Origin of the sequence: Paenibacillus sp. FSL R7-0297 (genome assembly GCF_038009025.1) — a bacterium.
Lineage (GTDB): Bacteria > Bacillota > Bacilli > Paenibacillales > Paenibacillaceae > Paenibacillus_AQ.
This window is the reverse complement of record NZ_JBBPAQ010000001.1, coordinates 2,840,303-2,856,296: the sequence shown is the minus strand read 5'-3', so window position 1 is coordinate 2,856,296 and position 15,994 is coordinate 2,840,303. Positions and strand designations below refer to the sequence as shown.

Annotated in this window: 12 protein-coding genes and 1 pseudogene; 2 read left to right on the top strand and 11 right to left on the bottom strand. The window is 52.3% G+C overall.

Annotated features, from left to right (window positions below; all coding sequences use genetic code 11):
- Positions 1-35: 35 nt before the first annotated feature.
- The 5 genes from MKZ24_RS12525 to MKZ24_RS12505 form a co-directional block, all read right to left on the bottom strand.
- Entirely contained in the window at positions 36-4,574 is a 4,539-nt protein-coding gene (locus MKZ24_RS12525) for a carbohydrate binding domain-containing protein (protein WP_340783389.1), read from the bottom strand.
- Positions 4,575-4,959: 385 nt separating this feature from the next.
- The gene (locus MKZ24_RS12520) at positions 4,960-5,169 is read right to left on the bottom strand and encodes a hypothetical protein (protein WP_039300906.1); all 210 of its coding nucleotides are present in this window, start codon (positions 5,167-5,169) and stop codon (positions 4,960-4,962) included.
- A 14-nt stretch (positions 5,170-5,183) separates the two neighbouring features.
- The gene (locus tag MKZ24_RS12515; protein WP_042238653.1) at positions 5,184-5,705 is read right to left on the bottom strand and encodes a PRC-barrel domain-containing protein; all 522 of its coding nucleotides are present in this window, start codon (positions 5,703-5,705) and stop codon (positions 5,184-5,186) included.
- An 88-nt stretch (positions 5,706-5,793) separates the two neighbouring features.
- Positions 5,794-6,945 (bottom strand): cysteine desulfurase family protein, encoded by a 1,152-nt coding sequence (locus MKZ24_RS12510; protein WP_042238654.1) that lies wholly within the window; start codon positions 6,943-6,945, stop codon positions 5,794-5,796.
- A 233-nt stretch (positions 6,946-7,178) separates the two neighbouring features.
- Positions 7,179-7,667: a DUF523 domain-containing protein gene (locus tag MKZ24_RS12505; RefSeq protein ID WP_340783386.1), complete on the bottom strand. Its 489-nt coding sequence runs from the start codon at positions 7,665-7,667 to the stop codon at positions 7,179-7,181.
- A gap of 132 nt (positions 7,668-7,799) precedes the next feature.
- On the opposite strand from MKZ24_RS12505, the gene MKZ24_RS12500 reads away from it, so the two are divergent.
- Both MKZ24_RS12500 and MKZ24_RS12495 read left to right on the top strand, forming a co-directional pair.
- The gene (locus MKZ24_RS12500) at positions 7,800-8,483 is read left to right on the top strand and encodes an SOS response-associated peptidase (RefSeq protein ID WP_340783384.1); all 684 of its coding nucleotides are present in this window, start codon (positions 7,800-7,802) and stop codon (positions 8,481-8,483) included.
- Positions 8,484-8,628: 145 nt separating this feature from the next.
- Positions 8,629-10,461 carry an alpha-glycosidase gene (locus MKZ24_RS12495; RefSeq protein ID WP_445324165.1) on the top strand — a complete coding sequence of 611 codons (1,833 nt, stop codon included), beginning with the start codon at positions 8,629-8,631 and terminating at the stop codon, positions 10,459-10,461.
- A 488-nt stretch (positions 10,462-10,949) separates the two neighbouring features.
- Here MKZ24_RS12495 and MKZ24_RS12490 read toward each other — a convergent pair whose 3' ends face one another.
- The 6 genes and pseudogenes from MKZ24_RS12490 to MKZ24_RS12470 form a co-directional block, all read right to left on the bottom strand.
- A complete protein-coding gene (locus MKZ24_RS12490; RefSeq protein WP_052416679.1) occupies positions 10,950-11,225 on the bottom strand; it encodes a GNAT family N-acetyltransferase in 276 nt (91 codons plus the stop codon).
- Positions 11,226-11,534: 309 nt separating this feature from the next.
- Positions 11,535-11,714, bottom strand: a complete 180-nt coding sequence (locus MKZ24_RS12485; RefSeq protein ID WP_042238662.1) for a hypothetical protein — start codon at positions 11,712-11,714, stop codon at positions 11,535-11,537.
- Between the two features lie 121 nt (positions 11,715-11,835).
- Positions 11,836-11,931: pseudogene (locus tag MKZ24_RS33085) on the bottom strand (hypothetical protein); the annotation flags it as partial.
- 200 nt (positions 11,932-12,131) lie between these two features.
- Entirely contained in the window at positions 12,132-12,971 is an 840-nt protein-coding gene (locus tag MKZ24_RS12480; RefSeq protein WP_042238663.1) for a carbohydrate ABC transporter permease, read from the bottom strand.
- 81 nt (positions 12,972-13,052) lie between these two features.
- Positions 13,053-13,988 carry a carbohydrate ABC transporter permease gene (locus MKZ24_RS12475; protein ID WP_340783378.1) on the bottom strand — a complete coding sequence of 312 codons (936 nt, stop codon included), beginning with the start codon at positions 13,986-13,988 and terminating at the stop codon, positions 13,053-13,055.
- A gap of 17 nt (positions 13,989-14,005) precedes the next feature.
- Positions 14,006-15,919 carry a glycoside hydrolase family 32 protein gene (locus MKZ24_RS12470; RefSeq protein WP_340783376.1) on the bottom strand — a complete coding sequence of 638 codons (1,914 nt, stop codon included), beginning with the start codon at positions 15,917-15,919 and terminating at the stop codon, positions 14,006-14,008.
- Between the last annotated feature and the right edge of the window lie 75 nt (positions 15,920-15,994).

Below are 15,994 nucleotides of genomic sequence, written 5' to 3'. Positions count from 1 at the left end.
AATCGCAAGCCTGGATAACAAATTCTAAAGCTTGTTCAAGGTGCAGCTACGGTTCCGTTGTTCGTCAGCACAATGTCATCGACGTCCACCGCAAGATGGCCTGTACCGCCATCCGTTATATTCCCCAGCTCAAAAGAAATCCGGCCGATGGAGGTGCTGCCTCCGGCAACATCGAATTCCAGGGTATATTCCGCGTATTCCGTATCAAGATCTACCACCTTGCTCGTATACCCGTTCCAGGTGTAATTGTTCGCGACATCCAGCCAGCCGATGCTGATGTTCATTTTGCGCGCTGCTTCTGCCTTAGCTTTGAAGGTAAGTGTATAATGATTGCCATCGTTGTAGGCTACTCCCTCGTAATAGACCTGCCGGTCCCAGCTGTTCGTCCCTGTGGAACCGACCTGGATCTGCAGCGCCCCATTCACATTGTCAATGGACAGCTCGCCGCTGTCGGAGGAATAGCTGCTCCAGCCCTTAAGCGGAGCCGAGAAGTCTCCGTTTGGAATCAGATTCTCCCCATACGCCTCACCCGCCATGACCGGGCTCACCTGCAGCAGGGAAATATTGCTCAGTCTAACCGTATGCTCTCCCAGCAGCCCGTTAACCTTGCCCAGACTGAACTGCAGCACAGCAGCGGGATCGCTTGCCGGAGCAGTGAACAGAAATTCATAATGTCCGCCCGCTTCGCTCAGACTTACTGTCTCGTTCGTATACGGGGTCCAATTATTGTCCGAAGTACCGTCATGCTGAACAAGCACCCGGATATCTCTGGCTATTGATGCCTCCCCATCGAAGCGAAGCAGGTACTTCTTGCCCAATTCTACCGGTACTCCCCCTTGCTTCACCTGTACGTTCCAGTCTTCATCACCGGTGCCGCCAAGGTCAACCCGCAGTGCACCATACACAGCGTTCATTACGGTGTTCTTCACCGGATTACTGTCCCAATCCCTCTTGTACAGCGTCCAGCCTTCGGTAGAATCGCCCTTGAAGCGGCCGTTCACCACCAGCTCGCGGGTCAGATCCAGCCAGGCCAGATTATAGCCGCTGCCGCCAAGACGGAAGTAATAGATTCCGGCAGGCAGCTCAAGCGGTGCCCCGATGATTGCGCGGTAGGAATGAAGTCCTCCGGTATCTCCGATTGCCGTACTATAGACAGAGGTCGTCACTACACTCTGTTTGCCGGCATCCAGAACCGACAGCTCCAGCCCGGAGTCTGCCTGTATACTGGATACCCGGGCCACGGGAACAATGCTGGCAGCCTGAGGCAGCACCACTTTGTATTCTACATAGTCGCCCTGGTCCATATCCGTGATGTCCTTGCCGCCTTCGCCGCTCGGAATCAGGCCGGTACCCGATGATCTCCAGTTCTGGTCCCCCCGCAGATGCAGGTAGTTAGTGAATACAGGCGGATCAATCATCCTTACCAGACGTACATTGTCAATCTCGGTCTGCCCCGGAGCCTGGCCCAGAAGGAACGATAATGTACCTTCAGTTCCGGACGCGCCGGACAGCTCTATTTCCGCTGTATAGCTCTTCCACTCCGGCGTCAGAGTGAATGTTGCCCCGTCAGGATAGACGGTCTTCCCATCGCCGCCGTCCAGCTTGATGCCGACCGGCTGCTCCTGCTCCGATCTCGCCTCGAACGTAAGCTGATAGACTCCCCCGGCTGTCACAGGGATTCCTGTCTGGATCAGCGTCACATCCTCAGCCGAGCCTCCGGCTGTCTGGACATCTACCTTGAATTCACGCTTCATCAGCGGCAGTTCCAGAGCATTGGTTACACTGGCTTTCGCAGCAGCGCCCGATTCCGGCTTAACGGCGAAGGTCCAGTAGCCCAGCCGCCCTTCTCCCAGCTCGAATCCGCCATTATAGATCAGGTTGCCGTCAGGCAACGGAGTACGTACCACTGGCAGGGGCTCCGTCTCTACCACCCTGACATTGTCGAAATAGGCTGCAATGTCGTTCAGACCAAGATTGAACTCGAAACGGACATTGTTATCGGAACTCTTCGACATGTTGAAGGTATATTCATACGATTGCCAGTTCGGCGTAAGCTGGAAATTGCGTTCCATGGAATAAGCCGTCCATCCGCCGCCGAATTCGGTCAGCTTGCTCATCAGCGGTCGGGCCGCATCCGCCTTGGCATCGAATGTGACTTTGTAGGACTTGCCCTTCTCCAGCAGAAGCGGCTTCTGAGCGAGCTGAATGGAATAGTTCTGGGTTCCAGCTTTGCTGACAGCCACCTTCACCGCCTTACCCTTTTCTATATCGTCAACGACGGAAGCTGTTCCCTCACCCCCCGCATTCTCGATCAATTCCCAATATTCCGGCGGGCCTTGAACCGCTTCTGCACCCGTAAAGTCACCGTTATAAATCTGGTTCCCGTCGGCAAGGGCAGGGCGCTGCGGAGTCGACAGCTCCGGCTTTGTCGGCCGTTGTCCTGTTACGTCCGGCCATTGATCGAGCTTGTTGTACTTGTAGACCCGGACATAATCGACATACATTTTGTCCGACTGGAAGTCAGCTGCCGGGTTACCCGGCCAATCGCCGCCCACTGCCAGATTAAGAATCATATAGAACGGCCGGTCAAACGGTGCGGGATAGGTATAATAATCCGGCTGGCCTTCAGCCTTCGTTCCCCAATCGCTTGTTTCAAAATACATTTTACCGTCCACATAATACCGGATCAGTCCCGGGAGCCATTCCAGTGTGAAGTCATGATAAGCATCAGCGAACGTCGTGCCCTCCGGCAGAATGTAGGTCTTGGACTGTGACGTATGCGGGATGTCGTAATGAAGCGAACCATGAACCGTTCTCGGGTACAGATCAGCCTTCTCTGCATCACCGGCCACCGGTCCCGTTAATTCCATAATGTCCATCTCGCCGCTTCCCGGCCAAGGTCCGTACTGCTTCTCTTCGTCGGTTGGCATCATCCAGATGGCCGGCCACATGCCCTGCTGAATCGGCAGCTTGGCGCGCACCGTGAATTTGCCGTAAGTCCAGTCGCCCTTCAGCTTGGAGGTCAGCTTGCCGGAAGTATACGACTTCCCGCCGTATGCTTCCTTCCGTGCTTCCAGTGCCAGCACACCCTGTCCGCTCTCGGTTTCGAGCGAAGCGTTGTCCGGATGATAATATTCGAGTTCATTGTTGTATACCGTTCCGGTATCCTGCACATTCCATTTGGTCTTATCTATGGAGCTACCGTCGAATTCGTCGTTCCAGACCAGCTCCCATGGATTGTCAGGGGTTGGCGGAGTAACCACCGGTGTTGCAGTCGGCGTTGCCCCAGCTGTCGCTGTTGGGGCAGGTGTCATAAGTGCAGGCGTTGGCATCGCTCCGCCTGAATCCCCTCCGCTCCCCGTAAAGGTGGCGGCTGCGCTTGCCTGCGGCGAAGCTCCATTACCGGACAAGCCCCGAAGCGTCTCACCAGCCTTGAGTGCTAGGCCGTTGAGCAGCACACGATCCGCTTGGGTCTCCAGCAGGCCGATGTCCCCCCGGTTCATAATCTCTGATCCGGCAGCGCCGGGACCGATAATCAGTGCTTCCACCCTTGTGCCGGCCCCAATCTCAACCTTGGCCGGCTGGAGCAATTCAATCCGGGCTACGGAGCTGCTATCCTCCAGCACGAGCCGTACCGGGGCTTTGGGCTTGTTCAGCTTGATCTGTCCCAGTGAAGATTTACGGAAAACTACCGAATGGTCACCACCTCCCGAGATATGAGTGGTTCCCTGCACCTTGATTCCCGAGAACGATACCTCTCCCTCTCCTACTCCGGCAGTCACATAGAGATTCCCGCTAACCGGTCCGCCTTCGATCTGTACATTCGCCCGGTTCACAATTACATTGCCGGACACCCCGCCAATCGAATAGCTTCCTTCGCCTGAACTGATCCACCCGATCATCCGGCCCAGGAGCTCCGCCAGTTCAGCCCGGGTCATCTGCGTCTGCGGATTCAGCTTGCCATCCGGCCCGCCGTGCAGGTAGCCTGCGTCAAGCATGGCACTCACTGCTTCCCGGGCATAGCCGCTGACCGCTGATCCGTCAGGCTGCGCGGCCAGCGTAGTTGGCGAAGCCGCCTCCAGGCCGAAAGCCCGGCTCAGCATCGTCATGGCCTCCTGCCGGGTTACAGCCGCTCCCGGCTGAAACCGTCCGTCCGCGTAACCTTGGATTATGCCGGCTGCACTAATCCCGCCCACATCCTTGCCATACCAGGAAGAAGCGCTTACATCACTGAACACAGCCGTTCCCGGAGCTGAGTAACGAAACACACGGCCCAGGATAACCGCTATCTCTGCGCGCGAGATTGCACGGCTTGGTCCAAATCTTCCCTGCCCATTCCCCTGCAGGATTCCGGCGGCTGCCAGCCTGTCCACCGCTGGCGAAGCCCAGTGCTGATTCATATCGGCAAATGCTGCCTTTCCGGCTACAATAGCGCCGCTTGTGCTTGTGCCTGCGGCTGATACGGGAAGCTTTTCCAGTCTCTCTGCTCCTGCCACTCCCGTGTTTCCCGGAAGCTGAATCCCTGACAGCAGCATACCGGCAATCAGCAGCTTGGATATTCCTTTACGGTACATTCAATAATCCCCCTTATGCAGAACCTTGCAGAATCCGGCGTTGCCGCCAGTCGATTTCAGTATAGAGCCCGTATCCCGGAGGCGACATACCAATTCGTTAGCACATATAACAAAGATGCAACTTCCTCATTTATAGGAGAAGTTATCCTGTAAACAGACGCTGTCCAGGGTCCACACACAACAAAAACCAGCTCATCCTGGACCAGGATTGGCTGGTTTTTGTGTTGTAGAAGATTGAAGACCCGTTTCGTGGAACATCCACCGCAGGCTTGCGGATGAACTGCTTAAGAGCAAACAAGGCTGACCCAAGCATCCATTCGATGCTTTGAGGTCAGCCCCACGGCGAATCTATGTAACTTTATCCGGGAATGAATCAGGCTAATGATCAGGAGGATGCATGGATCTGCGGGAAATCCTGTGCAACATCTTCACCCGAGAACAGATCGTCAAGCGAACTGAGCGTGCCATCTTCTTCAACCTGATAAACCGACATTTTCTCGCCGTTGACCGTAAGTTCGATGAAACAGCCCCAGCAATAGAACTGGTGGGAACCGATCTTGCCGATATCCTTGGAGTTGCAGTTTGGACACTTCATATAATACATTCCACCTATCCGTTAACAATATTAATGGCTTTTTGAAGCCGTTCTTCGCTCATCGCAGGAACCAGTACCGAATTCTCCCCGATAGACATTCCTTCAGAACAAGGCAGCCATTTGCGGCCTTCGATCAAATCAGTTACAAGCCCGTCACTGATTTCCAGCGCTACTATTGTGTTTCCCATCTTTTGGTCAAAATAAACATCGGATATTCGTCCAAGTATCGTTCCGGATGCTGTAAGCACCTGCAAATCCTTCAACTTGTTCTTTCCCAAGAGGAAAGTATACGGTATATGGTCAGCGTCGGTCTTAACAATCGACTCTTTGTTGCGGATCATGACAGCATCTTCGCCATAAGCGACAATATCATCCCATGCCACAACTTTCACATGACTGGAGAAAAAAGTTTTGCTTTCCAGTTCAATACCCGTAATGTTCCAGTTTGAATCCAGTCCAATATCGATTATTTCACCGACTTCAGTACCTTCTTCAACTTCATATACGGTGAGGCCAATCATATCTTGAAGTTTCATGGCGTTCAAAGTCCCCTCACCTTAAATAGTGCTTACGAGTTCCCTGAAGCTAGAAACCTTCCAAGCGGATGCCAGACCGCAAAAATGCCTAGTCTTTAGTACGCAGCCGGTTTAAGATGGTTCCAACTTTTTGGGCAACAACCTGCATTTCTTCATTAGTATTACCCAAACCTGTACTAAAGCGAATCGCCGAGTTCAAAAGTTCTTCCGGAAGCTTCATCGCCTGCAGGACATGCGAGATTTCCAGAGAGCCCGAGGTGCAGGCTGAACCACTGGCGGCCGCAATCCGCTCCATATCGAGATTCATCAGCAGCACATCTGTCTTCGCACCCGGGAAGCTTACATTCAGAATTCCGGGCACCGTCTGCTGTTCATTCCCGTTAATTACATATCCGCCGGCTCCGGCATGCTTGTCCAGCTCCTGCAGCAGTGTACTCCGCAGTCTGACAGCCTGCTCATGATGCTCCGCAAGTCCGTCTACCGCCAGCTCTACTGCTGTGGCGAAGCCGGCTGTACTTGCCAGGCTCTCCGTACCCGCGCGTCTGCCGCGCTCTTGAAGTCCGCCATGTTGTCTTGGCTGCAGCGGCGCTCCCCGCCGGACATACAATCCGCCAATCCCCTGCGGACCGCCAATCTTGTGGGCCGAGAAGCTCATATAGTCGACAGGCAGCTCGCGGAGCACCATAGGCAGCGTGCCCAGGGCTTGTACAGCATCCACGTGAAAAAGAATGCCCCGCCCGCCCGCTAATCTGCCAATCTCTTCTATAGGCTGTACAGTTCCCACTTCATTATTCACAAACATTACGCTAATCAATACTGTATCCTCACGCAGGGCAGACTGCACATCCTTCAGAGAGACAAGTCCTGTGGAATCTACGGGAAGATAAGTAACCTCGAAGCCCTGTTGCTCCAGTTGTCCGCACGTATGCAATACCGCATGATGTTCTACTGCTGTGGTAATGATATGTTTACCCTTATGAATAGAAGCATAGGCTGCGCCGAACAGAGCGAGGTTATCGCTCTCTGTACCGCCGCTGGTGAACACCCACTCATCAGGGGAACAGCCCAAAAAGCCCGCGATCCTGTCGCGCGCTCCATTTACGATTCTTTTGGCCGACCGTCCGAACTGGTGCACACTGGACGCATTGCCATACTGGTTCAATAACATATTGTACATAACCGTAGCCACCTCCGGATGAACCGGTGTTGAGGCGGCGTGGTCCAAATAGATGGGTTTCATGACGAGATTCTCCGCTTCTAGAAATTCAGGATTTTCTTAAAATATAAGAATTTATATGCTTCACACGATAATTTATCCTTCTATTTCTCGCTGAAACGGTACCGTCCTTGAGAGAACGGCAAGGCCGTTTCCACTTGCAGGACTACTCAATTATACTGCTGAACAAGCCCTTTTACCACCTGTTAATAAACACAATATTGTAACATTTGTCCATGGAGTATTATTGGGAAAAACTATGGCTTGGCCGGTTCGTCAGCCTCGAGTTCCGGCAACCGCGCAGCCAGCTGCTCCTCGGAGATCACTTCAATCCCGTGCATTCGCAAGAGCGCAGTGGTCACACCTTCTCCCGGCACCTTCACACCGGCGAATTCTCCGTTATAGATCATGGAGCTGCCGCAGGACGGGCTGTTCTCCTTGAGCACCACCAGAGTTGCCGATAAGCTCCTTGCCTGCTCCAGTGCGGCATAGGCTCCCTCTATATACATTGCAGTTACATCATTGCCTGTTCTGTCGATCACCCGGGCCTGGCCTTCCAGCACATCCCGCCCTTCGCCGCCTATGATCTCCGCCGGTTCCCGGGGAGTAGAGAAGCCGCCCATCAGTTCAGGGCATATGGCAACCGCCTGCTGATTGTCCAGCAGGTGCTGGATGGCCGGATTCAGACAATCCGTGCCGTTATATCTAACCTTCATTCCGGCCAGGCAGGAACTTACGATAATCATAGCCGCCGCCCCTCCTTCACAATCCCTGAGTTTCTTCCTCTATACTGTAATGTTATCATGTGAAATATAGGCAGCATAGCACGAAGCGGCCATGCTGTAAACTGACAGCCACTAAAGGGAGGCACGGGCAAAATGTGCGGAAGATATACGATTACCGTAACACTGGAAGAGCTGATGACCAGATACTTCACCGGCGATCCTTCCTTCGACCATTATGCACCGAAGTTCAACGCCGCTCCGATGCAGTACATTCCGGCGGTTATTCATGACGGCAAGCGCAATAAGCTTGGCCAGCTGCGCTGGGGGCTTCTGCCTTCATGGTCTAAGGAGGATAAGAACGGTGCGAAGCTAATCAATGCCCGCAGTGAATCGCTGCTGGAGAAAGCTTCATTTAAAAGGCTTGTATCGTCCCGCCGCTGCATTATTCCGGCAGACGGCTTCTATGACTGGCAGGTCAAGGAGAGCGGCAAGCAGCCGCTGCGCGTCACCTTGCGGGATGGACAGCTCTTCTCTATGGCCGGCCTGTATGATATCTGGACAGATCCCAGCGGCCGCAAAATCGCCACCTGCACCATCATCACCACAGCTGCGAACAGCCTCATGGAAGAGATTCACGACCGAATGCCGGTCATTCTGGGCAAGGACGCGGAAGCGCAGTGGCTGGACCGCAGCAACCCGGACATCCCCTCACTGATGAAGCTGCTTCAGCCTTATGATGCAAGGCAGATGCTGGCTTATCCCGTATCATCAGCCGTAGGCAATGTGCGTAATGACTACCGGGAGCTGATTAACAGAGCCGGGGCAGATGCGGTATAAGTGTTACAGCGCTCTATCCCGGCATTATCTCCAGGTCATCTATCTGGTGTTTAGGTCCTATGTAGTCGGGGTATTAACTAAAGCTTATAATTCATTCATTATTGCTCATTATCCATCCACAACATTGATCCAAGGAGGAATAGACGTGGCTATCAGCAGACATGCACTGACATCAACAACTACACCAGGCACCTCCATTGAGCTTGAGTGCCTCTATCATTCTCCGCAGGGCAAATGGGCTTATGCTTATAACAGCACTACCTTTCACCTTCGTCTGCGCAGCAAAAAGAACAATGTGAAACGGGTAGTCGCGCTAACGGGCGATAAATACGATTGGGAGCATTATCATCAAGAGCTGGAAATGCTCAAGGTGGGTGCAGATGCCTATTTCGATTACTGGGAAGCTGAGGTAACGCCCGAACGCAAACGTTTCTCCTACGGCTTCCGTCTGGAAACGGATGCCGAGACGGTATGGATGGTGGAATCCGGCTTCTATAGGAAAGAGCAGCCCGCGCCTCCCGGAGGCTATTATGAAATGCCTTATATTCACGAGGTGGATCTGCTGCATGTTCCCGGGTGGGCTGAATCGGCTGTATTCTATCAGATCATGCCGGACCGGTTCGCCAACGGAGATCCGGGGAACGATCCGGAAGGAACGCTTGAATGGGGCGGCACACCGACGACCGACAGTTATTTTGGCGGGGATCTGCAGGGGATCATTGATCATCTGGATTATATTCTGGAGCTTGGAGTGACCGCGCTGTATCTTACTCCGATCTTTGAGGCACCCAGCAACCATAAATACGATACGGTAGACTACGGAACGATCGACTCCAGCTTCGGAGATGTGGAGCTGCTGAAGCAACTGGTCAGCCTGGCTCATTCCAAAGGGCTTAAGGTAGTGCTGGATGCCGTCTTTAACCATACAAGCGCGGAGTTCCCGCCATTCAAAGATGTAATTGAACATGGGGCAGACTCCAAATACGCCAATTGGTTTCATATCTATGATTATCCGGTTAAGGCGGAAGGTAACACCCCCAATTATGATACGTTTGGCTTCTTCGGCGGGATGCCCAAGCTGAATACGGCCAACCCGGAAACCAAAGAATATCTGCTGGACATTACCCGCTTCTGGCTCAGTGAGGTACATATCGACGGCTGGCGGCTGGATGTGGCCAATGAGGTAGACCATGTATTCTGGCGCGAATTCCGCCAGGCGGTCAAAGAGATTAACCCGGAGGCGTTCATCATCGGTGAGGTATGGAGCGATTCCCTTAGCTGGCTCCAGGGGGATCAGTTCGATTCCGTAATGAACTATCCTTTCTCTGACCGGCTGCTGGAGTTCTTCCAGGGAGATGAGATGGAGCCGGAGGCCTTCGCCTCCCACATCTACGGATTGCTGATGCGTTACCCGCGGCAGGCAAATGAAGTACTGTTCAATCTTCTCGCCAGCCACGATACCCCCAGAGTCCTTACCCGGCTCGGCGGGGATACCCGGAGACTGAAACTGACAGTCACCTTCCTGCTTACCTTTACCGGAACGCCGTGTATCTTCTATGGAGATGAAATCGGACTTACGGGAGAAGATGACCCGGATTGCCGTAAATGTATGATCTGGGAGGAGGAGCGTCAGGACCGTGAGCTATTCAGCTTCTATCAGCGCATGATTGCCCTGCGCAAGAACCATGAGGTACTGCGTACCGGCCACTTCCGTTTCCTGCAGAGTGATGCAGATAGCCGGGGCCTCGTGTACGAACGTTTCAATGACAACAGCCGCTTTACCGTCTGGATGAACAATTGTAGCGAACCGTTAACCCTTCAGCAGTCATTCACCGGGGGCAACTGGCAGGATGCCTTCAGCGGTGAACCAGTGGCGATGGATGGTGAAGGAATCAGACTTACGCTGGAGCCGCTGGGGTTCAGGATACTGCAGAGCGTGGTTGAGGCTGCGGATGACAGTGCGAAGCCTGAGAATTAATTGATCTGGGCAGCCTGCCCAAAAAGGAGGTGCTCCTGAAGCCATTACTGGCTGTCCGGGACACCTCCTTTGCGTGATTACAGGTAAGTATGCGGCTATGAACGCCTCCGCACTGTAATCGCAGGGACCTTCCGACCGCTCACGCCTTCGTCTCCCTACTCGCGCACACTATTCGGTTGCTCACTTTGTCGATTCTCCTTACTGCCTGGACAATCATATAGTCGCCTTGCACTTCGTATACCGTTTCGCGACTCAAGTTCGCCGTACGCACCGTAGACACTTGTTGGTCGCCAGTTTTGCCACACTGCCCGAAATAAGTGGATTTTCAGCATCTATTCATCTCTTGGAACTCACTTTACGGGTAACAAGTGGATTAATTCCACTTATTTCCATCCCATTCCCTGTTATTAGGCAGCGCCAGTGAATATAAGTGTCGTTTATCCAACTAATCCTGCGCAAACAGCAAATCCCCCAACTTTAGATGTCGTTTATCCACTTATTTCCCCGGCGCAGATAGCGCTACTTATATAAACCCCATCCGCGCTATTGATCTCCGGTCTCGCGGTATAACCCAGGCTCTCATAGAAGCCTACGACCTGCTTTTGGCTGGTAATTACGCTCCGCTGAATGCCTAGCTTCCTGATCCATTGCTCGGCGGCCCCGATCAGCTTCCGGCCATAGCCTTGGTGCCGGAGGAGAATGAGCACGCTGTCGCCACCGCCCGGATTAATCTGAACCATTGGAAATACGCCAAGATCGTCCATGACTGTCATCCTTCCGCCAATGCCGGGGGATGCGGAGCATTTCTTTCGTTTTCCTATAGGCGAATTTAACGAATTGGAGATTCCAGGCGGGGACGTTCTCCCGCATGCAGCAGATACAAGCACAAGCCCCTCAATTGCGGGTAACTATATTCTTGTCCTATATTGTTAAATGAAAAAGCCGCAAATAAGCGGCTTTTGATTTTCGGCTTATGCCTAGTGAATTGTAATTACAGGTTGATCTTTACGATGAAATTGTCATAGCTTTATGCACGCTAAATCTAAGGTATGAGGAAGCTACCCGAAGAAAGGCTATGTGCTCTGAGTGGGTTTCTTACGTATGCTTGTGAGTTCAAATGCCTCTTTAGGAATTCCCAATTCATGAGCCTTCTTCTTTTTAATCACCATGGCTTGTTGTAAGCTTGTAGCTTGAAATTCAATTGTAGTGCCAAGCGGATCCGCAAATGCATAGTAGCTTTTTTTATTGGACATTAACTTAGGGCCTCCTCATCTTATTCTCTAATGATTGTGCAATTCAAAGCCGCTCACCGAGTTTCCGGGTAGCCGGAGCTTATCTGTAACTGCTTGCAATGAGGCTGGATGGCAAATCACCCTAATAGTGTGCGTCTCCTCTTAGAGAACTATTCGCGAAGACGGCCTTTAAACAAGCCGCCCTTTCAGTTTCTTGTTTCACGCGTTTCACGCACTCAACTGGCTAAAATCACAAAAAGAAACCGTCCTTTGGAAAATGGAGTTGGGGACCACAACCATTTCAAAGGAGAGGTTTCTTTTGTACGTTCAATATACTAATGGAGCAACTTTGGCCGAGACTGCTGAAATATGAGCAATACCAAACCCATTAACCGAGCGCCACTGTACCGTATTTCATCGTTATTCCCATTCCTTTCATTACCCTTTCACACCCGACATCGTAATCCCCTGAATGTAATAGCGCTGCAGGAACAGAAACAGGATCAGAATCGGAACCGTGGAAATGGTACTTGCGGCAAGAATCTTAGACCAATCTGTTCCTTCCACCGAGGAGAACGTGGCAATGGCTACCTGGATCATCTGTTTCTTTTCGTCATTGATAACGATTAGAGGCCACAGATATGAATCCCAGTTGCCAAGAAAGGTCATCAGCGCCAGGGTGATCATCGGCGGGACAGCCGCAGGCAAGACAATACTGGAAAAGGTCCGGGACATCGAGGCCCCGTCGATTTTGGCCGCCTCCAGAATCTCATCTGGAATTTCCGCGAAGAACTGCCGCAGCAGAAAGATTCCGAACACAGACAGCATCGAAGGAATCACCAGCGCCTTATAGGAGTTAAGCCAGCCGAAATAATTCATCAGCAGATAGTTTGGGACCAGCGTTACTTCACCGGGAATAATCATCGCCGACATGAATAGTGCGAAGACAACCGCTTTTCCACGGAAACGCAGCTTGGCAAAAGCAAACGCCGACATCGAATTCACTAGCAGCACCAGCAGGGTTACAATCCCAGCAACAAACAGTGTATTAGCGATATAGCGGAGAAAAGGGTTGCCCTCACTGAAGATAACCTCTTTGAAGTTAGCCAGCGTCGGCTGGACAGGAACGAACAAATGAATATTCAGGCTGGAGGAGTACTTGAACAATTCCTCATAAGGGCGTAGTGAACCCGAAATCATCCAGAGGATCGGGATAATTGAAATGACAGCCAGGACGGTCATAACCGTATACTTGGCAATGCTTGCAAAGCGGTTCATGTGGATTCCTCCTAGTAGTTTTACGAACAGCCGCTTCCTTAAAATTCCCCTGCAGCAAAATTGACTACAGAAGCGTCTCCATTAATGTTCTGCGTTCCGGAACAGTCTCATTTGCACGAGCGAGATGGCTAGAACAATCGCGAACAGAATAAAGGCGGCAGCGGTGCCGTAGCCCATCTGCATCTGCTGGAAGGCCATTTTATAAATATAATAGACTGCGGTTTCGGTAGCCCCGTTGGGTCCTCCACTGGTCAATACAAACACAAGGCCGGACAGCTTAATGGCATCAATTGTCGTCATAATCACAACAAAGGCCGTGGTACGATTCAGCAAAGGAAGCGTAATGCGGAAGAACTGCTGTATTTTTGTAGCACCGTCTACCCGGGCCGCCTCGTATAAATCTTGCGGAATGTTGTTCAGTCCGGCCAGGAAGATAATCATGAAAAAGCCTACGCCTTTCCATATTCCCAGCATGATCACGCCGTTCATCGCCGTATCCGGGTTGGACAGGAAATTGGTAGTGGGCAGATGAAGCGTCTTCAGCACATTGTTCAGAATCCCAAATTCCTTGTTGTAGATCAGTTTGAACACCGTTGCGGCCACTGCCGTAGAAATGACAACCGGAATGAAATAGAGTGTGCGGAACAGACCGGTAAGCTTGAACTTTTTCTGGATTAACAGTGCTAGGCCCAGTGAAATCGCGGTCTGAATCGGAATAACAATGATGGCAAAATGAAACGAATGCCTAAGACTGGCCAGGAAATCCCTGTCCGTCACCAGAGACCTGTAATTGTCCAGCCCGATGAAGCTGCGGGTCGATCCTACCAGGTTATAATTCTGAAAGCTGATCACAAAGGCTTGCAGCATCGGATAGAACACAAAGATGAGCAGCAAAGCAAAAGAAGGCAGCACGAACCACCAGGCGGTTATTTCTTCTCCCCGCAGAAACCGGCGGGGCTTTTTGCTTGATGGGGCAGTTTTGGAGGCAGACTTAGCTGCCGCTGTAACGCTTGTCATGATCTTTTCACTCCATTTCAATCCGGTTTATAGACGTACACGTTCATTACGGCATATATTTGCCCACCCGGGGCAAGAGCTTTAATCTCCGTCTGGCCTTCCTTCAGCCCCTTTACGACCGCGGTTGTTCCGGAACGGCTCTCCACCTGTGCAACGGCCTCATCACTCGACACCCAAGTAAGATCCTGGGGAGCTGCTAGCGGAACGACCGCCGCTGCCGCTTCCATAGTGCCGCCAAGCGGAACATCCACACTAGATTGGCTAAGCAGGACGCGAAGCGGTTCCGAGCTATCCGGATCCTCATTCCGCCATACACTGGCCATCGGATAAAAGACGGCCTTGTCCAGCGTCACGTCCCCCTTTTTCACATACAGCTCCAATCCATTGCTGGTAGCCCCCGGGAACAGAATACTGGAAACCACAGTCTCGCCGTCTGCGCCGAACACCTCCAGCGTTGATTCATCTACATAGATATGCAGCCTGATTTTACCGTTTACCGCTCTTAAGGGTGCCTGAACCGTTTCGGCAAACCCGGCTTCAAATGAACTGTCGCCGGACTTAGTTCGATCCACCGTCAGTGTTGAATTAACGTTGTTATAAGATATAATTGTCGCCTGATCTCCGCCTTTTCTCAATTTGAATCCGAATTCCGCCTCTCCCTTCACGGTGAACTCGGTATCGATTTCATAGGAAGTCCCGTGCAGACTGGCCAGGGGATTGTTGCCTGGCTCGAGCCGCTGGGTTCCCACCTTGACCACTTGGCCACGCAAAGCTCCCAGCTCTTGCACCGGCTGCTGGACGAGGCGTAATCCCTCACCGGGAATGTCGCGCAGCTTCAGCTCCCGTGGCAGCGACATATTCCCTTTCCACGGAGCGCTTGGCATAGAGAACGGATAGCGCCAATTGGACATCCAGCCGACATAGATCCGGCGCCCGTCCGTCTGCGGAATATCAGAGTAGGACACTGCGGCGTAGAAGTCTTTTCCGTAATCGGTCCACAGCACTTTGGAGGGCTCATTCTCGTTCTTGAATGTCTGTCCGTCAAAGCTACCAATAAAATATTGCGCCGCCGAGCCACGGGTTGAGCTGTTATTGCCGATGCTGAGCGCCAGCACCCACCGGGTCTCCTTGCTGCCTTCCACGGGAAGCTCAAATAGATCCGGACATTCCCAGACGGCGGCATGTGAGCCCTGATCGGCGCCGAATTCGCTGGCCAGCTGCCAGGTCTTCAGGTCTGGAGAGGTATAGAATCTCACCCGGTTGTCCACCGAGACAACCATCACCCAAGCGTGTGAAGGCTCATGCCAGAACACCTTGGGATCTCTGAAATCCTTGAGTCCTGAATTAGGAATCACGGGATTGCCCTCATATTTGATCCAGGTGCGTCCTTTATCAGAACTGTACGCCAGGCTCTGCGACTGCATTCCTCCTTTGAAATGGGTGAAGATCGCAACCAGTCCCGCTTTTCCGCCAAAAAAACCGCTCGTATCCTTCCAGTCCACCACGGCACTGCCCGACCAAATCTCCCCGAGCGAATCGCGCAGGAGCGCTACCGGCAGATGCTGCCAATGGATCAGATCCGTGCTGACGGCGTGACCCCACTGGCCGCTGTTCTGGTAGAACTGGTGATATTCACCTTCGAAATAAACCATTCCATTCGGATCGCTCATATTCCCGCTTTCCGGCGACAGATGATACTGCGGACGGTATAGCTCCGTGTAGTAATTGGGAATCGCAGAAAACTGAAAGGCCGCAGGTGCAGTATTAGAGATAGCATTGGACGGAGTTTTAGAATCAGAAGTATTGCTGGTATGATTGCTGTTGCCGCCAATATTGCACCCAGCGATAACCAGCAGTACAACAGCCACACCTGCCAGTTTGCTTGTAGTTTTGATCTCTTTATGTGCTTGCTTCTCTCCAGAAACATTCATACTGCATACTCCTATTCCTTGTTTAGTTGACCCTATTGTAGCTGAACGGCTAGAGAAATCATTTCAATATGATCG

Excerpts from the sequence above, each read along its gene's own strand:
- MKZ24_RS12525 (WP_340783389.1), bottom strand. The coding sequence starts at position 4,574 with ATGTACCGTAAAGGAATATCCAAGCTGCTGATTGCCGGTATGCTGCTG.
- MKZ24_RS12520 (WP_039300906.1), bottom strand. The coding sequence starts at position 5,169 with ATGAAGTGTCCAAACTGCAACTCCAAGGATATCGGCAAGATCGGTTCC.
- MKZ24_RS12515 (WP_042238653.1), bottom strand. The coding sequence starts at position 5,705 with ATGAAACTTCAAGATATGATTGGCCTCACCGTATATGAAGTTGAAGAA.
- MKZ24_RS12510 (WP_042238654.1), bottom strand. The coding sequence starts at position 6,945 with ATGAAACCCATCTATTTGGACCACGCCGCCTCAACACCGGTTCATCCG.
- MKZ24_RS12505 (WP_340783386.1), bottom strand. The coding sequence starts at position 7,667 with ATGATTATCGTAAGTTCCTGCCTGGCCGGAATGAAGGTTAGATATAAC.
- MKZ24_RS12500 (WP_340783384.1), top strand. The coding sequence starts at position 7,800 with ATGTGCGGAAGATATACGATTACCGTAACACTGGAAGAGCTGATGACC.
- MKZ24_RS12490 (WP_052416679.1), bottom strand. The coding sequence starts at position 11,225 with ATGGACGATCTTGGCGTATTTCCAATGGTTCAGATTAATCCGGGCGGT.
- MKZ24_RS12485 (WP_042238662.1), bottom strand. The coding sequence starts at position 11,714 with ATGTCCAATAAAAAAAGCTACTATGCATTTGCGGATCCGCTTGGCACT.
- MKZ24_RS12480 (WP_042238663.1), bottom strand. The coding sequence starts at position 12,971 with ATGAACCGCTTTGCAAGCATTGCCAAGTATACGGTTATGACCGTCCTG.
- MKZ24_RS12475 (WP_340783378.1), bottom strand. The coding sequence starts at position 13,988 with ATGACAAGCGTTACAGCGGCAGCTAAGTCTGCCTCCAAAACTGCCCCA.
- MKZ24_RS12470 (WP_340783376.1), bottom strand. The coding sequence starts at position 15,919 with ATGAATGTTTCTGGAGAGAAGCAAGCACATAAAGAGATCAAAACTACA.